This is a genomic window from Delftia sp. Lp-1 (assembly GCF_020523835.1).
Lineage (GTDB): Bacteria > Pseudomonadota > Gammaproteobacteria > Burkholderiales > Burkholderiaceae_C > Comamonas > Comamonas acidovorans.
In genome coordinates this window covers 519,585-536,510 of the sequence record NZ_JAJALJ010000003.1, presented here as the reverse complement: position 1 = coordinate 536,510, position 16,926 = coordinate 519,585, and the positions used below count along the sequence as shown (strand labels likewise).

Below are 16,926 nucleotides of genomic sequence, written 5' to 3'. Positions count from 1 at the left end.
AAACCAAATTCTATTGCAATGGACAAGGAACGCGCAGGGATTCAATCGGTCGAGGTCGGTTTTACATTGCTGGAGGCGCTGACGCGCGCCCGGGGCCCGCAGATGCTCAAGGACCTGGCGTCCGACGCCGGCATGAGCGCCGCCAAGGCGCACCGCTACCTCGTGAGCTTCCAGCGCATCGGCCTGGTCACCCAGGACGCGCGCACCTCCCGCTACGACCTGGGCCCGGCCTCGCTCAAGCTGGGCCTGGCCTCTCTGGCCCGGCTGGACCCCGTGCGGCTGGCGCGCGAACGCATGCCCGCGCTCATGGAGCGCATCCACCACACGGCGGCCATCGCCGTCTGGGGCAACCACGGGCCGACCATCGTGCACTGGGAGGAAAGCGCCCAGTCGGTCACCGCCAACCTGCGCCTGGGCGATGTCATGCCCATGCTGGCCTCGGCCACCGGGCGCTGCTTCGCGGCCTGGCTGCCGCGCGAGGTCACGGCCCCGCTGCTGGAGCCCGAAGTGGACAAGGCCCGCCGCATCCAGCGCAAGGACCTGCCGCTCACCCCCGAGGCCATAGACGCCATGCTGGCCGAGGTGCGCGAGCGCGGCACCGCCCGCGTGGTCGATACCGTGCTGCCCGGCATCGTGGCCTTTTGCACGCCGGTCTTCGACTCCTCGGGCCATATCGTGCTGGGCCTGACCACGCTGGGCTCGATTGCCACCTTCGACCCCGAATACGGCGGCGCCATCGATGCGCCCCTGCGCGAGGCCTGCGTCCAGCTGTCCCAGGACCTGGGCTGGAATGCCTGAAATGCACCTGCGCCAGCGCGCCCTGCCCGCCCTCACCGCCGTGGTGCTGGGCGTGCACGCGCTGGCCCTGCTGGGCCTGCCGCTGTGGAGCCAGGTATCGGCGCCACACACCGAGGTGGCGGCCATGCAGACGCGGGCGCTGTCCCTGCCCGAGCCACCCGCCCCCCCGCCTGCAGCGCCCGTACCCGCACCGAAGGCGCCTGCGCCCAAGCCGCAGCAGCCTCGCCCCAAGGTCCAGCGCCCGGCACCCGCGGCGCCCACCGCACCCGCGCCCGAGCCGCTGGACACGCCCATCCGCGAAACCGTCGAACCCTTGCCGATGGCCGCAGCGCCGGAGCCTGCCGCATCGGAAGCCTCTGAAACCGCCGATGCCGGCAGCGGGGCAACCCCGGCCACGCCGCCGGCGCCGCCTGCTCCCAGGCCCGAACCCGAAACACCACCCACTCCCTCGGCCGGCCCGGCCCAGGGCATGGCCATCACCTCGCCCGACGGCACGCCGCTGGCCTCCGACGCCCCCGTTCCCGTGCAACTGCCCGATCCCGCGCGGCTGTCGTTCGCCGTCACCGGCCAGGCCAAGCGCTTCAACTACTCGGCCAGTGCCGAGCTGGTCTGGCGCCATGCCAACGGCCAATACCAGGCCAGCCAGGAAGTCAGCCTGTTCCTGCTGGGCTCGCGCTCGCAGACCAGCGAGGGCCGCATCACCGACAGGGGACTGGAGCCCAGCCGCTTCAACGACAAGGCACGCAAGGAGCAATCGGCGCAACTGGCGTTCGACCAGAACCTGGCGCACTTCAGCACGGGCGCGCCCGATGCCGCCATCGCGCCCGGCGCGCAGGACCGGCTCAGCGTGTTCCTGCAACTGTCGGCCCTGCTGGCGGCTGCGCCGCAGCGCTACCCGGCGGGCACGCAGATCAGCTTCATCACCGTCAGCGCGCGGCGCGCCGACCGCTGGACCTTCCGCGTGGGCGAGACCGAAACGCTGGACCTTCCCTCGGGCAGCACGCAGGCGCTGCGGCTGGACAAGATCGCGGCGGCAGGCGATGACCAGCAGGCCTCGCTGTGGCTGGCGCCGTCCATGCAATACCTGCCCGTGCGCATCCGGCTGGCGCAGGACAACGGCGACTTCGCCGACCTGCAGCTCAAGGGCCGCCAGGCACCCTGATCGCGGGTAGGCCGGCACTTGCAGGCACCGCTGCCGCCCGCCTACCACAGCGCGGCCTGCGGCGCACGCCGCCGCGCATGCCAATCCGTGGAATACTGCATGCAAGTGCCTGTGATAGATCGGGACCCCCACGGTTCTTGAAATCCGGCGCTTCGCAGCCATGTAGGCTGTGCGACGCCCGGCAACGGGCCAGAAAGGGAACACCATGCAAATGCTTTACGACTCCGAATCTTTTGTGGTGCTCCATCTGCGTCCCGACATGGATCCGGATGCAACGGCTGGCAATGAGGCAGTCGATACCGCCCGCCAACTGCCACGCCACGGCTTCGAGATCGTGGACAAGCGCTCGGGCAAGGAGGTCTACCTGGACGGTTCCTGGGCCGAGATGTTCCAAAAGCAGATCATTGCCTGGCAGCTCGACGCCCCCACCGAGGAAGAGGTGGAAGACGCGCTGGATCGCTACGCCGGCCTGGCCCAGCAGCCTGTCGTGGTCCACTGACGCCGCGCTTTTCACCTCCCTCCAACCCATAAGAAAGCCGGGAATGCGATGAGCATTTCCGGCTTTTTCATTGGGCTTTGGGCTGGGCGGACCCAGCCCCATTCCACCGTCAATCCCTGGACGCAGCCCTGATCGAAAGTGCCGCCATCCCGGCCAGCATCAGGGCCAGCATCATCAGCGCCCACTGGCTCAACGTGGGGATGGCTGCCACATTGCCAGCCGCCGCCGTCAGCTCGTTGGTGAAAGCCGCTGCGTTGCCCGTGGCCGCCACCGTCAGCGTGACGGCCGCCGGCATCCTGCCCCACGCCAGGCCTGCGGGTGCCGAGGGCAGCGTGGTGCTTTCGCTGACCGAGCAACTCACGCCTTGGGGCACGTTGGTGATGGTGCCTGTGCCCGTGGTCGCATTGGCCAGCACCACGGTCCCCGTGAAACTGCCACTCGCACCACAGCTGGCCGTGAAGGCAAAGCTGCCGCTCACGCCGCCTGCAGGCGCGCCCGTGACGTTCTTGGTCAGGCTGATGGCAGCGGTGCTGCGCACCAGGGTATTGGTGAAAGCGGCCGCATTGCCGGAAGCCACCACCGTCACCGGCACGGCAGCGGGCATGACGCCCCAGCTGTAGTTGACCGGCGCGGTAGGCAAAGGCGTGTTCTCGGTGACCACGCAGCTCGCGCCTTGCGGAACACCGGCGATGCCGCCCGTTCCCGACGAGGCATTGCTCAGCGCCACGGCGCCGGTGTAGTTGCCGTCCACGCCGCAGCTCGCAGTGAAGTCGAAGTTGCCGGTTACGCCCGCTGCAGGGCCGCCCGCCACGGTCTTGGTGAGCGCAATCGATGCGGCGCTGCGCGCCAGCGTGTTGGTCAAGGCCACGGCAGGACTGCCAGGTGGCGCCAGCAAGGCCACGGTGCCGCTGGGCGGGCTGACCTCCACCCACTGGTGATTGGCCGGTGCCGCTGGGCGGGAGGTTTCGGTCACCGTGCAGCTGCCGCTGGAGATGACGGGCGTGACAGAGACGGCGCCCGCCGTGGGCGTGCTCAGCGTCACGCTGGTGGCAATGCTCGGCACCACAATGCCGTCCGTTCCTGTGCAGGAAACGCTGACGGGGAAGCTGCTGCCCGTCAGATCCGTGGCCTGACTGCCTGCGGCCCAGGCCACCGTCTTGCCCACGGCCAGCGTGCCGGGCTGGCAGGTCAGCGTGGCCGTGGCGTTGTTGCCCAAACCTGCGGGTGTGAAGTCCACACCGGGCCGGATGATGTTGGTCACGGTGCGTGCCACAGGGTCCGCGCAGGCTGCGCGGCCTGCCGCGTCATTGGGCCAGACCACGGGCACGGTGATGGAGCAGCCCGTGGTGTGGGGAATACCGAAGTCATCCAGATTGACCGTGCTGGAGCCCGCAGTCGCGGTCAGCGTGCCGCCCGTGCAGGTATGAGTGACGGGGCCGCTGCCGATCAGCAGGGGGCTGGGCAGGGCATCGGTGACCTTGGCATGGGCCACGTCCTGCAGCGTGGCATTCTGGAATTCGATGGTCAGCTGCGCCGTGTTGCCGGCGCCGCCCAGCAGCACATCGGTCTTGTCAAAGCGCTTGGTCACCGTGGGCAGGCCGCAGGCACCACCCGGATCAGTCACGGCGCGCACAAAGGCCTGCGCGATCTTGCCGCCGTTGCGGGCGAGGGTCATGTCCGCATCTCGGAAGCTGGACACATCCACGGTGGCAAAGACGCAGGCGCCCTGGCCATTGTTGGACTGGGCGACGGGCACCAGCAAGGCGTAGACGCCATTGACCAGGGCGGTGGAGCCCGCAGGCGGGAAGCCGGCAACGGGTGTTCCGTTCGCCAGGTACAGAACGTTTTCTCCGGGGACGTTGTTGATGTAGTCGAAAAATCCACCGTAGACCGGGTCGAGACTGGTGAACGAGCCCGAATAGGCAGAGTTGGCATTCAGCGGATAGCTCTGAAAGACTCCCACCTTCGTGCCCAATGTGAAATTCCGCCCGGTATTGGCATTGAGCAGCTCCAGCATCTGCACGTCGTTGGTCAGCGTGTCGTCATAGCCATCGACGAAGAACAGCACGCTGTTGGCCCAGCGATTGGCCACGGCCTGTGACAGGACTGCCCAGTTCGTGGGATGGATGGCCCGATAGTGGCTGGCGACCACCACCATGTCGTAGGGCCCGCCGGGCGGGTTGAAGGTGGCTGCGCTGATGCCATTGGCTGTGAACAGAGTGGACACCCGTGTCACGTTGGCTGCGCCCACCACGTTGGAGAATTCCGTTCTCATATTGGTGAACTCGGACTCCTCGACGGAAGAGTTCACCCCGCCCGCGTCCGTGGTCAGCATCAACATCTTCTGCGCCATTGCCTGACTGCCCAGCAAAAGCATGCTGGCACACAGCAACAGCCTTGCCCATCGTCTGATTGACATCATGGGTTCCCTCCCTCTATTTCATCTGTTTAGACAATTAATCGAAAAATCCTATTGTCTTTTTCTATCGCTCAAGAAACAGAGTGAAACACGCGCAGCGTTCGCGCCACAGGAAAAACCAATGCTTGCCGGCCCTGCCTGCCGCCTGCTATTAGCGCGCCTGATAGCCCGGCGCCTTCGCCCTGGTGCTTCTACCGATACTGCGCAACCCCTGCTCTTTCCTAGAATCCCGGGCACAGGTTCAAGATTTGAAGACCATCTGTGAGATGGTCTTGTCACGCCTGTGTGGTGTGCGCCGGCCTCTTGCAGACAACCAGGAGGCAGCGATGCAAACCACAGGCCACAGCATTCGTGGCGTTCAGGATGTCATCTCGTACATCGACGCACGCCAGGGCATTTCAGGCCGCGCCGGCACCATCTGGTGGCTGGCACTCGGCGGCCTTTTCCTCGACGCCTTTTCCAACTCCGCGCTCAGCGTGGGCCTGGGGCCCATGACGCGCGACCAGCAGCTCACGCCGGCCGAGGTGGCCTGGATGACGTCGCTGGCCTCCTGGGTGTCCATCGCCTTCAACCCCATCGGCGGCTGGATGGCCGACCGCTGGGGCCGCATGCGCCCGCTGGTCATCGCCAAGGTGCTGGCCGTGGCCGGTGCGCTGCTGGTCAGCATGGCGCCGGACTACGCCACCATCCTCTTCGGCCGCTTCTTCGTGGGTGCGGCCTATGGCATCGACTTCGCCATCGCCATGGCGGTGCTGGCCGAGTTCACGCCCGCCCGCCTCAAGAGCCGGCTCAATGTCTGGCAGGGCATGTGGTACATGGCCGTGTGCAGCAACCTGGTGCTGGCGCTGTGGTTCCACTCCTGGGACGTGGGCGATTCGCTGTGGCGCTACTCGGTCGCGGCCACGGCCGTGTTCGGCGTGTTCATCCTGGGCATGCAGGCCGCGCTGCTGGTGGAAAGCCCCACCTGGCTGGCACGCAAGGAGCGGCTTGATGACGCGGCCCGCGCCATGACGCGCATCTATGGCCAGACCTTCAGGGCAGCGCCCCTTGCCGAGCGCCTGCCCGTGCTCAACCCGGCCCGGCGCGGCCTGGCCAATGTGCTGCTGATCTTTCGCGGCATCTACCTGCCGCGCACGCTGCTGGCGGCCACGGTGCAGATAGGCCAGTCCATCCAGTACTTCGCCGTGGGCTGGTACCTGCCGCTGATCAGCGCCTCGCTGTTCGGCAAGGACTTCCGCGAGGCCACGCTGGGCGCGCTGGTGTTCAACGTGTTCGGCATCGTCGGCGGCTTCCTGTCGCCCGTCATCGGGCGCAGGCTGGGCCTGCGGCGAGCCTCGGCCTTCGGCTTTGCGCTGGTGTTCCTGATGCTGCTGGTGCTGGGCCTGTTCAACGGCCGTATGCCCATCTGGCTGGCCGTGGCCGTGCCCTCGCTGTTCATCCTCTTTCACTCGGGCGGGCCAGGCGCCAACGGCAAGAGCCTGTCCACCCTGTCGTTCCGCAGCGAGCTGCGCGCGGGCGCCAACGGCGTGATCGGCGCGTTGGGCGCCATGGGCGCGGCGCTGGGGCTGCTGGTGTTCCCGCTGTTCCGCCAGCAGTACGGGCTGGAGAACACCTTCCTCATCCTGTCCGTGGTGCCGCTGCTGGCCAGCATCGTCTGCTTTTCCATCCGCTGGGACCCCACGCGCACCACCGTGAACCCCGACGACGAGCCCGGCGCGCCCCAGTTCGCGGACGACGCCGCCCCGCCCGCCAAGGTCGCTCAAACCACCGCCTGAAAGAGACCACCCCATGCACCATGAAGCCGTGATCCTTTGCATAGACGAAGGCACCTCGGGCACGCGCGCCGCCGTCGTGGGACGCGACGGGCAGGTGTCCGCCCAGGACTATCTGCCGCTGGAAATCCACTGCCCGCGCCCCGGCGTGGTCGAGCAGGACGCCGACCTGCTGCTGGAGCGCACGCTGGACGTGTGCCGCCGCGCCATCGCCCGCGCACAGGGCTGCGGCCAGCAGATCGTGGCCCTGGCCATTGCCAACCAGCGCTGCTCGGCCGTGCTCTGGGACACGGCCACGGGCCGGTCGCTGGCGCCCATCATGGTCTGGCAAGACTCGCGCCACCGCGACGAACTGGCCCTGCTGGCCGGCGACTGGGATGCCCGGCTGATCCGCCACGCGGGCCGGCCCGTGGGCGTGCGTTCGCCCTACCTGTGGGCTGCGCGCAAGCTGCGTGAGGATGCGGCCGTGGCCCGTGCCTGGCAGCAGCGCCGCCTGGCCTTCGGCACCATCGACTCCTGGCTGCTGTGGCATCTGTCGGATGCGCGCGCCGTGGTCACCACGCCCACCAATGTGACCTCGGGCAACGCCTATGCATTGGGCGATCACCGTTATCTGCAGGACTGGCTGGACGCGCTGGAGTTTCCCGCCGAACTGCTGCCCCGCCTGTGCGAAGACGTGCAGGACTTCGGCCGCACGCGCACCGAGCTGCTGGGCCTGGCCGTGCCCATCCTGGCCTGCGCAGGCGACCAGCACGCGGCCGCCGTGGGCCTGGGATGCCTGGAGCGGGGCCAGGCGCTGTGCGTGCATGGCACGGGCAGCTTCGTCGATGTGCTCACGGGAACAAAGCTGCCCGCGCATGACGCGGCCCATGAAAGCTCGCTGACCATGACGGCACGGCGCATGGGCGGTGTCTCGCGCTATGCCATCGAGACCTATGTGCCCACCACGGGCTCGGCGCTCAACTGGATCTGCGAGAAGCTGCAGTGGTTCGACAACCCGCAGCAGATCAGCACCCTGGCGGGCGAGGCCGAGACGCCGGCCGACCTGGTCTTCATCCCCGCGCTCACCGGCCTGCGCCTGCCGGCCATGGAGCCGGGCGCGCGGGCCTCGATCTCGGGCGTGTCCATGGCCACCTCGCGGCCGCAGCTGGCGCGCTCCATCCTCGAAGGCATTGCGCATTCCGTGGCCTCCTGCGTGCAGGCGGACGAGGCGGCCTCGGGCACCGAGGTGGGAGAGCTGCTGGTGGGCGGCGGCCTGTCGGGCAGCGATGCGCTGCTGCAGATCCAGGCCGACCTGGGCGGCCTGCCCGTGCGCCGCCTGGCCGATACCGACAAGGCCAGCCTGCGCGGCATCGCCTTCATGGCCGGCAGCGCAGGCCTGCTGTGGGACGGGCTGGAACAGGCCTGCGCCACGCTGCGCACCGAAGCGGTCTTCACCCCGCGCATGGCCGCCGACGAGCGCGGCGAGCGCCGCCGCATCTGGCGCGCCCGCGTGGGCGACGAACTGGCCCGCGCCCGGGCCCCCGGCCGCAGCGCCGCCCTGGAGGGCTGCGCATGATGCAATGGCCCTTTGGCAAGGAGCGCAGGGACAGCGCCGCACTGACCCAGACCGCGCCGCTGCAGCTGCAGCGCGCGGACCAGCTCGCGCGGCTGGGTGACGAGGCCTTCGACCTGCTGGTCATCGGCGGAGGCATCACGGGCGCCTATGCGGCGCTGGACGCCAGCCTGCGCGGCCTGCGCGTGGCGCTGGTGGAGAAGGACGACTTCGCCTCGGGCACCTCGTCCAAGTCCTCCAAGATGGTGCACGGCGGCCTGCGCTACATCGAGCAGGGCAACCTGGGACTGGTGCGGCACTCGCTGCTGGAGCGCCAGCGCCTGCGCCGCAATGCGCGGCACCTGGTGCAGCGCCTGCCCTTCCTGTTTCCCGTGATGGAGCGCGACGGCGTCTTCGACGCCCGGCTGGCCAAGGCCTTCGGCAGCCTGCTGTGGACCTATGACCTGGCCGGCGGCTGGCGCGAAGGCATCCTGCACCGCAAGCTCGGCAAGGCCGAGGTGCTGTCGCACTGCCCGAGCTTTCGCGAAGAGCAGCTCCTGGGCGGCTACATGTACTTCGACGCGCGCGTGGACGATGCGCGGCTCACGCTGGCCGTGGCGCGCACGGCGGCCTTCCATGGCGCGGCCGTGCTCAACCACTGCCAGGCCACCGCCGTCACGCGCAACGCCCACGGCCGCGTGGATGGCGCCATCGTCCAGGCCGATGGCCGCGAGATCACGGTGCGCGCGCGCAGCGTGGTCATGGCCACGGGCGTGTGGCTGCGCGACTGGGATGGCCGCAAGCCCGGCCAGGAGCCCCGGCTGCACGTGCGCCCCGCCAAGGGCGTGCACGTGGCCATTCCCTGGCTGCGCATACGCAACGACTGCACCGTCACCATTCCCGTGCCGGGCCGCAGCCGGCGCGCCACCATCACGCGCTGGGGCGATGTCTCCTACCTGGGCACCACCGACGAGGACTACGCAGGCGGCCTGGACGACGTGCACTGCACGCGCACCGAGCTGGACTTCCTGCTCGAAGGCGCCCGATCGGCGCTCAAGGTGGACCTGTCGCCCGAGGACGTGGTCGGCTCCATCGCTGGCTGCCGCCCCCTGGTCGGCCCGCCCGGCGGCAAGACCGTGGAGATGAAGCGCAACCACGAAATCCATGTGGCGGCCGACGGCCTGGTCACCATCGTGGGCGGAAAGCTCACCACCTCGCGCCACATGGCCGAGCAGACCGTGGACGCCGTGGAAAAGCTGCTGGGCCGGCGCACGCGCTGCACCACCACCTCGGCCTTTGTGCTGGGCGCGGCCGGCTACGACGCCCAGGCCATCACGGCCACGGGCGGCCTCTCGGCCCACCTGGGCGAGCGCTACGGCACGGAGGCGCGCTTCGTCAGCGACCTGCTGGCCGCACGCCCCGAACTGGCCCGGCCCATCGTGCAGGGCCTGCCCCATACCGAGGCCGAGGTCCTCTATGCCGTGCGCCACGAAATGGCGGCCAGCGTGGACGACGTGCTCTCGCGCCGCCTGCGCGCCCGCCTCATGGCGCGCGATGCCTCGGCCCACGCCGCGCAGCGCGTGGGCGACATCCTGGCCGATGAACTGGGACTGACACCCGCGCAGGTGGCGCAACAGGTCCACGACTACCGCCGCACCGTGGAGCGCGAAAAACAGATTTTGATGGGAGACATCCAATGCTGAGCAAAGACGCAATCGCCCGCGGCTACAACCGCCGCAACTACGTGGTGGGCGCCCCCACGACCCCAGGCTGGGCGGCGCAGGCCGCACCCACAGCCGACCGCCCTGCCTCCGAAGGTCCTGCCTGCGGCCTGCAGCACGAGCCCGTGGCCGTGCCCGAGGCCGCGCTCGCCGCGCTGCGCGCCGCCTGCGACCGCGTGCAGACCGAGCGCGCCGACATCGTTGCCGGCACGCGCGACTGGTGGGCACGCACCATGGTGGCCGAGACCTCGGGCCACCCGGCCACGCCGCAGGCCGTCATCGCCCATGCATCCACCGTGGAGCAGGTGCAGGCCGTGATGCGCATTGCCGATGCGCACGCCATTCCCGTCACCGTCTCGGCCGGGCGCAGCAACGTCACGGGCGCGGCCCTGCCCCTGCGCGGCGGCATCGTGCTGGACCTGTGCGAACTCAATCGCTTCATCGCCATGGACGAGCAAAGCCAGATCGTCGAGGTCGAGGCCGGCATGTTCGGCGACGTGTTCGAGGAAACCATCCAGCGCCGCCACGGCATGACCATGGGCCACTGGCCCTCGTCCTTCGGCATCAGCACCGTGGGCGGCTGGGTGGCCTGCCGGGGCGCGGGCCAGTTGTCCACGCGCTACGGAAAGATCGAGGACATGGTCCACGGCATGGACGTGGTGCTGGCCGATGGCCGCCTCGTCACCGTGGGTGGCTATGCGCGCGCGGCCATCGGGCCGGACCTGCAGCAGCTGTTCATCGGCTCGGAAGGCACGCTGGGCGTGATCGTGCGCATCCGCTTCAAGCTGCACCGCCTGCCCGACCACGGCCGCGCCATCGCCTATGGCTTCGCCAGCTTTGCCCAGGGCCTGGAGGCCTGCCGCCAGATCCTGCAGCAAGGCGCCAACCCCGCCGCGCTGCGGCTGTACGACGCGCTGGAAAGCGGCGTGCAATTCGGCCGCAGCGACCTCAACGTGCTGCTGATCGCCGACGAAGGTGCGCCCGAGATCGTCAATGCCGTCATGGCCATCTGCGAACGCGTGTGTGCACCTTTGGGTGAACGGCTGGACGGCGCCGCCACCCTGGAGCGCTGGCTGGACACGCGCTACCTGACCGGCAAGAGCGCCGAGGGCTTCAAGAAAGGCCCGGGCTTCGTCGCCGACACGCTGGAGATGTGCGGCCCCTGGAAAGACCTGCCGGCCATCTACGAGGAAGTGGTCGCCGCCCTGCAGGCCATCCCCGGCACCCTGGCCGGCTCGGCCCACCAGTCGCATGCCTATGTGGATGGCGCCTGCCTGTACTTTTCGCTGCGCGGCGAGGTGGCCGTGGACCAGCGCGCCCAGTGGTACCGCGCGGCCTGGGACGCGGCCAACGCCGTGCTGCTGCGCCACGGCGCCACGCTCAGCCACCACCACGGCGTGGGCCTGCTGCGCGCGCCCTACATGCGGCAATCGCTGGGCCCGGCCTTTGCCCTGCTGGAGGCCACCAAGCGCATGCTCGACCCCAAGAACCTGCTCAACCCCGGCAAGCTGGGGCTGGACCTCTGACATGGGCCGCCCGGACAACTCCCTGGGCGCGCGGCTGGCGCGCCGCCCCGTCATCGCCACCCTGTACGGGGCCGAGCAGATGGACGCGCTGCTGGCCAGCCAGGCCGAAGTCGCCATCGTCGCCAACATCGAACTGCGCCGCCTGCGCTCGGTGATCTCCACCATCACCGGGGCGGGCAAGATCGCCATCGTCAACATCGACAGCTGCGACGGCATCTCGCCCGACAAGGGCGGCGTGGACTACCTTGTGGACCTGGGCGCCAGCAGCCTGCTGTCCACGCGCGTGGCCACCATCCAGCGCGCCAACAAGGCCGGGCTGCTGACCATGCAAAAGGTCTTCGTCACCGACCGCTCCACCTGGCCGCGCAGCATCAAGGCCGTGGAGCAGAGCGACCCCAACCTCGTGCAGATCATGCCCGCCCCCATGCTGGCCCACATCACCGAGGCCGAGCGCCGCATCCTGCCGCCCCTGGTGGCCTCGGGCTTCGTCTGCAGCCAGGAGCAGGTCCAGCAGGCGCTGGCCGGTGGTGCGATTGCGGTGTCTACCAGCGACAGTGGGCTGTGGTGAGGTGGGTCCTAGGCCGTGCGCGACGCGGCCGGCCCGCGCGCCTCCACCCAGCGGAACAGCGGCGCCACCAGCAGCAGCACGGCGATCAACCGGCAGACCTGGAAGGCCGTGACCACGGGCACGCCCAGTTGCAGCACCTTGGCGGTGATGGCCATCTCGGTGATGCCGCCCGGCGAGGTGCCCAGCAGCAGCGTGACCCAGGGCAGGTCCACGGCCAGGTGCAGCAGCCAGGCAAAGCCCGCGCAGATCGCCATGAGCCCCACGGTGCCCACGGCCACGGAGCCCAGCCAGCGCGGCGCGGTGTGCAGGAATTCGCGCTTGAAGCGCACGCCCAGGCTGATGCCGATCACCAGCTGCGCCGCATTGACCAGGGCCTGGGGCACGGCCGACAGTTCCTGGCCGCACATGGTCAGCAGCATGGACACCAGCAGCGCGCCCAGGAACCAGGGGTTGGCCCGCTTGAGCCGGTCCATGGCCCAGGCGCCCAGGCCCGTGAGCACGGCCAGCAGCGCCAGCCCCGGCCATTCGACGATGCGGATGCTGGGCGGCGTCAGCCCCTCCAGCCCATGCAGGCCGCTCCACTGCAGCGCAAACGGAATGCTCACGGTGACGATGACCAGGCGCAGGCTGTGGCTGGCCGCCACCAGGTCGGTGCGCGCGTTCTCGCGCTCGGCCAGCAGCGTCATTTCAGAGGCCGCGCCAATGGCGCCCGCGAAGTAGGTGGTGGCGCGCATCTCGCCAGCCGGTATCTGCGGCATGCGCGGCGCATGCACGCGGTACAGCCAGGCGCCGAAGCCCCAGCCCAGCAGCAGCGCCCAGACGATGGCCACGGCAATCGCCCACCACAGCCCCGCGATCAACTGCACCACGGCCGGCGTGAAATACAGGCCCAGCGAGGCGCCGATGATCCACTGCCCGCCGTTGCGCAGCCGGCCCGCACTGGCCGTGGGCGCGCCCAGGATGGAGGCCAGCGAAGTGGCGATCAGCGGCCCCAGCATCCAGGGCAGCGGCGTGCGCAGCCACAGGCACAGCTGGGCGGCGGCAAAGGCGCCCAGCAGGGTCAGTGCGATGCGAAGCAGGAAAATGGGGCGGCGCTCGGGCATGGCAGGCGAGGCGGGACAGGTTCAAAGCCTGCGAGTATCGCCGCGCCGGCTCCCGCGCGCTGCCGGCGGCGCTATCTCCGTGACAGGTCCGCGCCCCGGCGCACGGCCATCTCACGGCCCATGGCCGCCTGCGTTGCCTCTGGCAGCAGGCCGCGCGCCTGCGGGTAGGCCAGCCGCTCTTCATTCTCGACATGGCTGGCATAGCAGGCCGCGAAGCGTTCGAACACCGCCTCGTCAGCCGCGCCAAAGCCCTGGCAACGCCCCTCGGCCATGTCCAGCAGCGGCTGGCGCGCCAGCGCCCAGTCGGCGCTCATCAGGCCGTGCTCGCGCTGCAGGCGCTGCACCAGGGCCACGGTCTGCGCATCGCCCTGCTCCAGCAGCGGGGGGAAGACATGCAGCTCCTCGTCCTCATGGTGCAGCGGCGCCGCCTGGTCGAAGTAGCGCAGGATGTCGCGCGCCGCCTGGCGTGCGCTGTCGTCGCAACCTTTGGTCTGGAGATGCACACGCAGCCGGTCCAGCAGCGCCAGCATGCGCAGCACGCGCTCGTGGCAGGCTTCGAGCATCTCGAAGGGCTGGTCGAAGCCCGTGCCGGGCGCGCGCCAGCCGGGCACGGCATCGCCCTGCGGGCGCGGGGACCCGGTAACTTTCACCCACAGCTCCCCAGATGGCCGCAGGCCGTGCAGTACTCGCAGCCGTCCTTGCGGATCACGGCATGGGCGCCGCATTCCTCGCATTTGCGGCCGGCCATGACCATGGGGTCGGTGGCCAGAGCTTCGGGCTCGGGCAGCGGCGATGGCGCGGGCGGTGCGCCGCTGCCGCGCCGGGCCAGGATGTTCTGCACCGCATAGGCGATGGCGGCCACCTCGGAGTCGTGCCACATGGGCACGCGCGTGCCGTCGTCGCGCTGGTGGGTGCCCAGGCGCACGGGACCCCGGTCCCAGGCCACCTTGCGCATGTCGCTGAGGGCGCGCTCCAGGAAGCCGCCGCGCGCAGCCAGTGACAGCAGGCGCATGCTGGAGGTCACCCATTGCTGGGACTCGCCGCTCTGGCCCACGGGCATGAAGAATTCGATGGCGCGGTCCACCGTGCGGCCATCGGGCAGGACCACGGGCAGGAAGGAGACGACCAGGTACAGGCGCTTGGGACCTTGCTGGGTCCAGTATTCGATCTTCTCGGCCACGGCGTCCAGCGCGCCCTGGGGGCGGCTTTCTATCACGGTGCGCAGCGGGTCGGGTGCGGAAGCCGCTACCCCTGCCGGCGCGGGGGAGGCCGGCTTTTCAGCAGATTCGGGCGCATGGGTCTCGAGCACGGCGCCCAGGATGGTGTTGGGCCGGTAGGTGGCCAGGCCCTTGAGGCCGGCCTTCCAGGCCTGGCGGTACAGGTCCTTGAAGTCCTCGTAGGGATAGTCGGCGGCCACGTTGACGGTCTTGGAGATCGCCGTGTCCACGAAGGGTTGCACGGCCTGCATCATGGCGATGTGGCCGGCCGCAGGCATCTGCAGCGCGCTGACGAAGTAGTCGGGCAGCTGCTGCACGTCGCCGCCCAGCGAGCGGTACAGGCGCCAGGCATGGTCCTCGACCGCGTACTCGGCGCTGCCGCCATCGGCCGTGCGTTTCTTGCGCTTGTAGGTCCAGGAGAACGGCGGCTCTATGCCGTTGGAGGCGTTGTCGGCAAAGGCCAGGCTGACCGTGCCCGTGGGCGCGATGGACAGCAGGTGGCTGTTGCGTATGCCGTGCGTGCGTATGCGCTGGCGCAGCGCCTCGGGCAGGCGGCTGGCGAAGGTGCCTTCGGCCAGGTAGCCATCGGCGTCGAACTTGGGGAAGGCCCCCTTCTCGCGCGCCAGCTCCACCGAGGCGCCGTAGGCCGCATCGCGCATGCGCTCGGCAATGCGCGCGGCCATGGCCCGGCCCTCGGGCGCGTCGTAGCGCAGGCGCAGCATGGCCAGCGCATTGCCCATGCCGGTGAAGCCCACGCCGATGCGCCGCTTGGCCTCGCTTTCCTCGCGCTGCTGCGGCAGCGGCCACCAGGTCAGCTCCAGCACGTTGTCCAGCGCACGCACCTGCACGGCCACGGCACGCTCGAAGGCCTCGAAGTCGAACACAGGCTCGCCCGCGAAGCCGAACGGATGGCTCACGAAGCGCGTGAGGATGACGGGGCCGAGGTCGCAGCAGCCGTAGGGCGGCAAGGGTTCTTCACCGCAAGGATTCGTCGCCGCGATCTCCTCGCAGTAGCGCAGGTTGTTGTCGTCGTTGATGTGGTCCAGGAAGAGGATGCCGGGCTCGGCGAAGTCGTAGGCCGAGCGCATGATGGTGTCCCACAGCGTGCGGGCGGGCAGGGTCTGGTAGACCCACTGGCCGTCGGCGCGCTGGTGGGCACCCTGCTCCAGCAGGGCGGTGCCGGGGCGGGCGCGGTGCACCAGGTGCCAGGGCTGGTCTTCGGCCACGGCTTGCATGAAGGCGTCGCTGACGCCGACCGAGACGTTGAAGTTGTTCCAGCGGCCCGGCGTGCGCTTGGCGGTGATGAATTCGAGCACGTCGGGGTGGTCGATGCGCAGCACGCCCATCTGGGCGCCGCGCCGCGCGCCCGCGCTTTCCACGGTGGCGCAGGACTGGTCGAAGACGTTGATGTAGCTGCACGGGCCCGAGGCCAGCGAGGCGGTGGCGCGCACCTCGGCGCCACGGGGGCGGATGCGCGAGAAGTCGTAGCCCACGCCGCCGCCGCGGCGCATGGTTTCGGCGGCTTCGCGCAGGGCTTCGTAGATGCCGGGGTAGCCGCCGTCGTCCACGCCCTGGATGCAGTCGCCCACGGGCTGCACGAAGCAGTTGATCAGCGTGGCCTGCAGGTCGGTGCCGGCCGCGCTCATGATGCGCCCCGCGCCTATGGCGCCGGCCTGCAGGTTGGCCAGGAACAGGGCCTCGCATTCGGCGCGGCGCGCCTCGGGCTCGACCGAGGCCAGGGCGCGGGCCACGCGGGCGTAGAGCTCGCCCACGCCGGTCTCGCCGTCCTTGAGGTATTTCTCGCGCAGCACATCGAGGCTGATGGGCTGCAGATCCGCCGCGTCCTGCGCGCGGCCCAGGTTTTCGCGATGCATTGGCATGGCTCCCGTGTTGACTTGCCTGCCGCCGTCCCTGGCACTTGCTCGGGCCTCAGTCGACAAGCACTTGTCCATCATGCTCCACGTAGGGCGGGTACGGCCCGGTGCCGCTGTGCGGAGCTTGAGATGCCGCAACAAAGCGGCCGGTCTGGACATCGAAGACGTGGACTTCGCCGTCTTCGATGACATAGTGCCATCCGTGCAGGCTGAGCTGCCCGGCCTCTACCCGCGATCGCACCATGGGATAGTCCATCAGCCGTTCGAGCTGCAGCACGACGGCGCGCTGCTCGGTGCGGCGCAGCGCCTCGGGGCCGGCCTGCACGGGCAGCACGGCCTCGCGGCCCAGGTCCAGCCAGCGCTGCAGGTTGCGCGCCTCGGGCGAGACTTCTCCATACAGGGCCTTGATGGCCCCGCAGTGGCTGTGGCCGCAGACCACGATGCGGCTGACCTGCAGGTTGAGCACGGCGAATTCGATGGCCGCCGCCGTGCCGTGGTGGCCGTGCGATCCATCGTACGGCGGCACGAAGGCGCCCACGTTGCGCACCAGGAACAGCTCGCCCGGCGGCGCCCCCGTGAGCAGGTAGGGCACGAGGCGCGAGTCCGAGCAGCCGATGAACAGCGTGGTCGGGTGCTGGCCCTCGTCGACCAGGGTGCGGAACTGCGCGCGGTACTGCGGGAAGGCGTGCTCGTGGAAGCGCCGCAGGCGCAGCAGCAGTTCATCGTCGGGCAT

General features: G+C 69.5%; 14 protein-coding genes. 9 read left to right on the top strand and 5 right to left on the bottom strand.

The window, feature by feature from the left end; genetic code table 11:
* Positions 1-18: 18 nt before the first annotated feature.
* The 3 genes from LGR64_RS23430 (at position 19) to LGR64_RS23420 (ending at position 2,459) form a co-directional block, all read left to right on the top strand.
* A complete protein-coding gene (locus LGR64_RS23430) occupies positions 19-798 on the top strand; it encodes an IclR family transcriptional regulator (RefSeq protein ID WP_012203056.1) in 780 nt (259 codons plus the stop codon).
* Positions 791-1,960 (top strand): DUF3108 domain-containing protein, encoded by a 1,170-nt coding sequence (locus tag LGR64_RS23425; RefSeq protein WP_230357114.1) that lies wholly within the window; start codon positions 791-793, stop codon positions 1,958-1,960. Before LGR64_RS23430 ends, LGR64_RS23425 begins: the two co-directional genes overlap by 8 nt.
* A 205-nt stretch (positions 1,961-2,165) precedes the next feature.
* Complete coding sequence (locus LGR64_RS23420) at positions 2,166-2,459, top strand: BTH_I0359 family protein (protein ID WP_012203054.1); 294 nt, start codon at positions 2,166-2,168, stop codon at positions 2,457-2,459.
* 109 nt (positions 2,460-2,568) lie between these two features.
* On the opposite strand, the gene LGR64_RS23415 is transcribed toward LGR64_RS23420, so the two are convergent.
* Positions 2,569-4,794 (bottom strand): IPTL-CTERM sorting domain-containing protein, encoded by a 2,226-nt coding sequence (locus LGR64_RS23415; protein ID WP_230357112.1) that lies wholly within the window; start codon positions 4,792-4,794, stop codon positions 2,569-2,571.
* Between the two features lie 40 nt (positions 4,795-4,834).
* On the opposite strand from LGR64_RS23415, the gene LGR64_RS23410 reads away from it, so the two are divergent.
* The 6 genes from LGR64_RS23410 to LGR64_RS23385 all read left to right on the top strand — a co-directional run bounded on the left by LGR64_RS23410 (position 4,835) and on the right by LGR64_RS23385 (position 11,999).
* A complete protein-coding gene (locus LGR64_RS23410) occupies positions 4,835-5,143 on the top strand; it encodes a hypothetical protein (RefSeq protein ID WP_179217943.1) in 309 nt (102 codons plus the stop codon).
* Between the two features lie 61 nt (positions 5,144-5,204).
* A complete protein-coding gene (locus LGR64_RS23405; RefSeq protein WP_034390051.1) occupies positions 5,205-6,653 on the top strand; it encodes an MFS transporter in 1,449 nt (482 codons plus the stop codon).
* A 13-nt stretch (positions 6,654-6,666) separates the two neighbouring features.
* Complete coding sequence (locus LGR64_RS23400) at positions 6,667-8,208, top strand: FGGY family carbohydrate kinase (protein WP_141830596.1); 1,542 nt, start codon at positions 6,667-6,669, stop codon at positions 8,206-8,208.
* On the top strand, positions 8,205-9,887 hold the full coding sequence (locus LGR64_RS23395) for a glycerol-3-phosphate dehydrogenase/oxidase (protein ID WP_230357110.1): 1,683 nt from the start codon (positions 8,205-8,207) through the stop codon (positions 9,885-9,887). The genes LGR64_RS23400 and LGR64_RS23395 overlap by 4 nt, the downstream gene beginning before the upstream one ends.
* Positions 9,881-11,431 (top strand): FAD-binding oxidoreductase, encoded by a 1,551-nt coding sequence (locus tag LGR64_RS23390; protein WP_230357108.1) that lies wholly within the window; start codon positions 9,881-9,883, stop codon positions 11,429-11,431. Before LGR64_RS23395 ends, LGR64_RS23390 begins: the two co-directional genes overlap by 7 nt.
* A gap of 1 nt (position 11,432) precedes the next feature.
* On the top strand, positions 11,433-11,999 hold the full coding sequence (locus LGR64_RS23385) for a glycerol-3-phosphate responsive antiterminator (RefSeq protein WP_012203049.1): 567 nt from the start codon (positions 11,433-11,435) through the stop codon (positions 11,997-11,999).
* Between the two features lie 8 nt (positions 12,000-12,007).
* Here the strand turns inward: LGR64_RS23385 and LGR64_RS23380 are convergent, their stop codons facing one another.
* From LGR64_RS23380 to LGR64_RS23365, 4 genes are all read right to left on the bottom strand, one after another.
* Positions 12,008-13,102, bottom strand: a complete 1,095-nt coding sequence (locus tag LGR64_RS23380; RefSeq protein WP_043820322.1) for an AbrB family transcriptional regulator — start codon at positions 13,100-13,102, stop codon at positions 12,008-12,010.
* 71 nt (positions 13,103-13,173) lie between these two features.
* On the bottom strand, positions 13,174-13,752 hold the full coding sequence (locus LGR64_RS23375; RefSeq protein ID WP_230357106.1) for a hemerythrin domain-containing protein: 579 nt from the start codon (positions 13,750-13,752) through the stop codon (positions 13,174-13,176).
* Entirely contained in the window at positions 13,749-16,193 is a 2,445-nt protein-coding gene (locus LGR64_RS23370; protein WP_230357104.1) for an adenosylcobalamin-dependent ribonucleoside-diphosphate reductase, read from the bottom strand. The genes LGR64_RS23375 and LGR64_RS23370 overlap by 4 nt, the downstream gene beginning before the upstream one ends.
* 55 nt (positions 16,194-16,248) lie before the next feature.
* The gene (locus tag LGR64_RS23365) at positions 16,249-16,926 is read right to left on the bottom strand and encodes a carbonic anhydrase (protein WP_013804384.1); all 678 of its coding nucleotides are present in this window, start codon (positions 16,924-16,926) and stop codon (positions 16,249-16,251) included.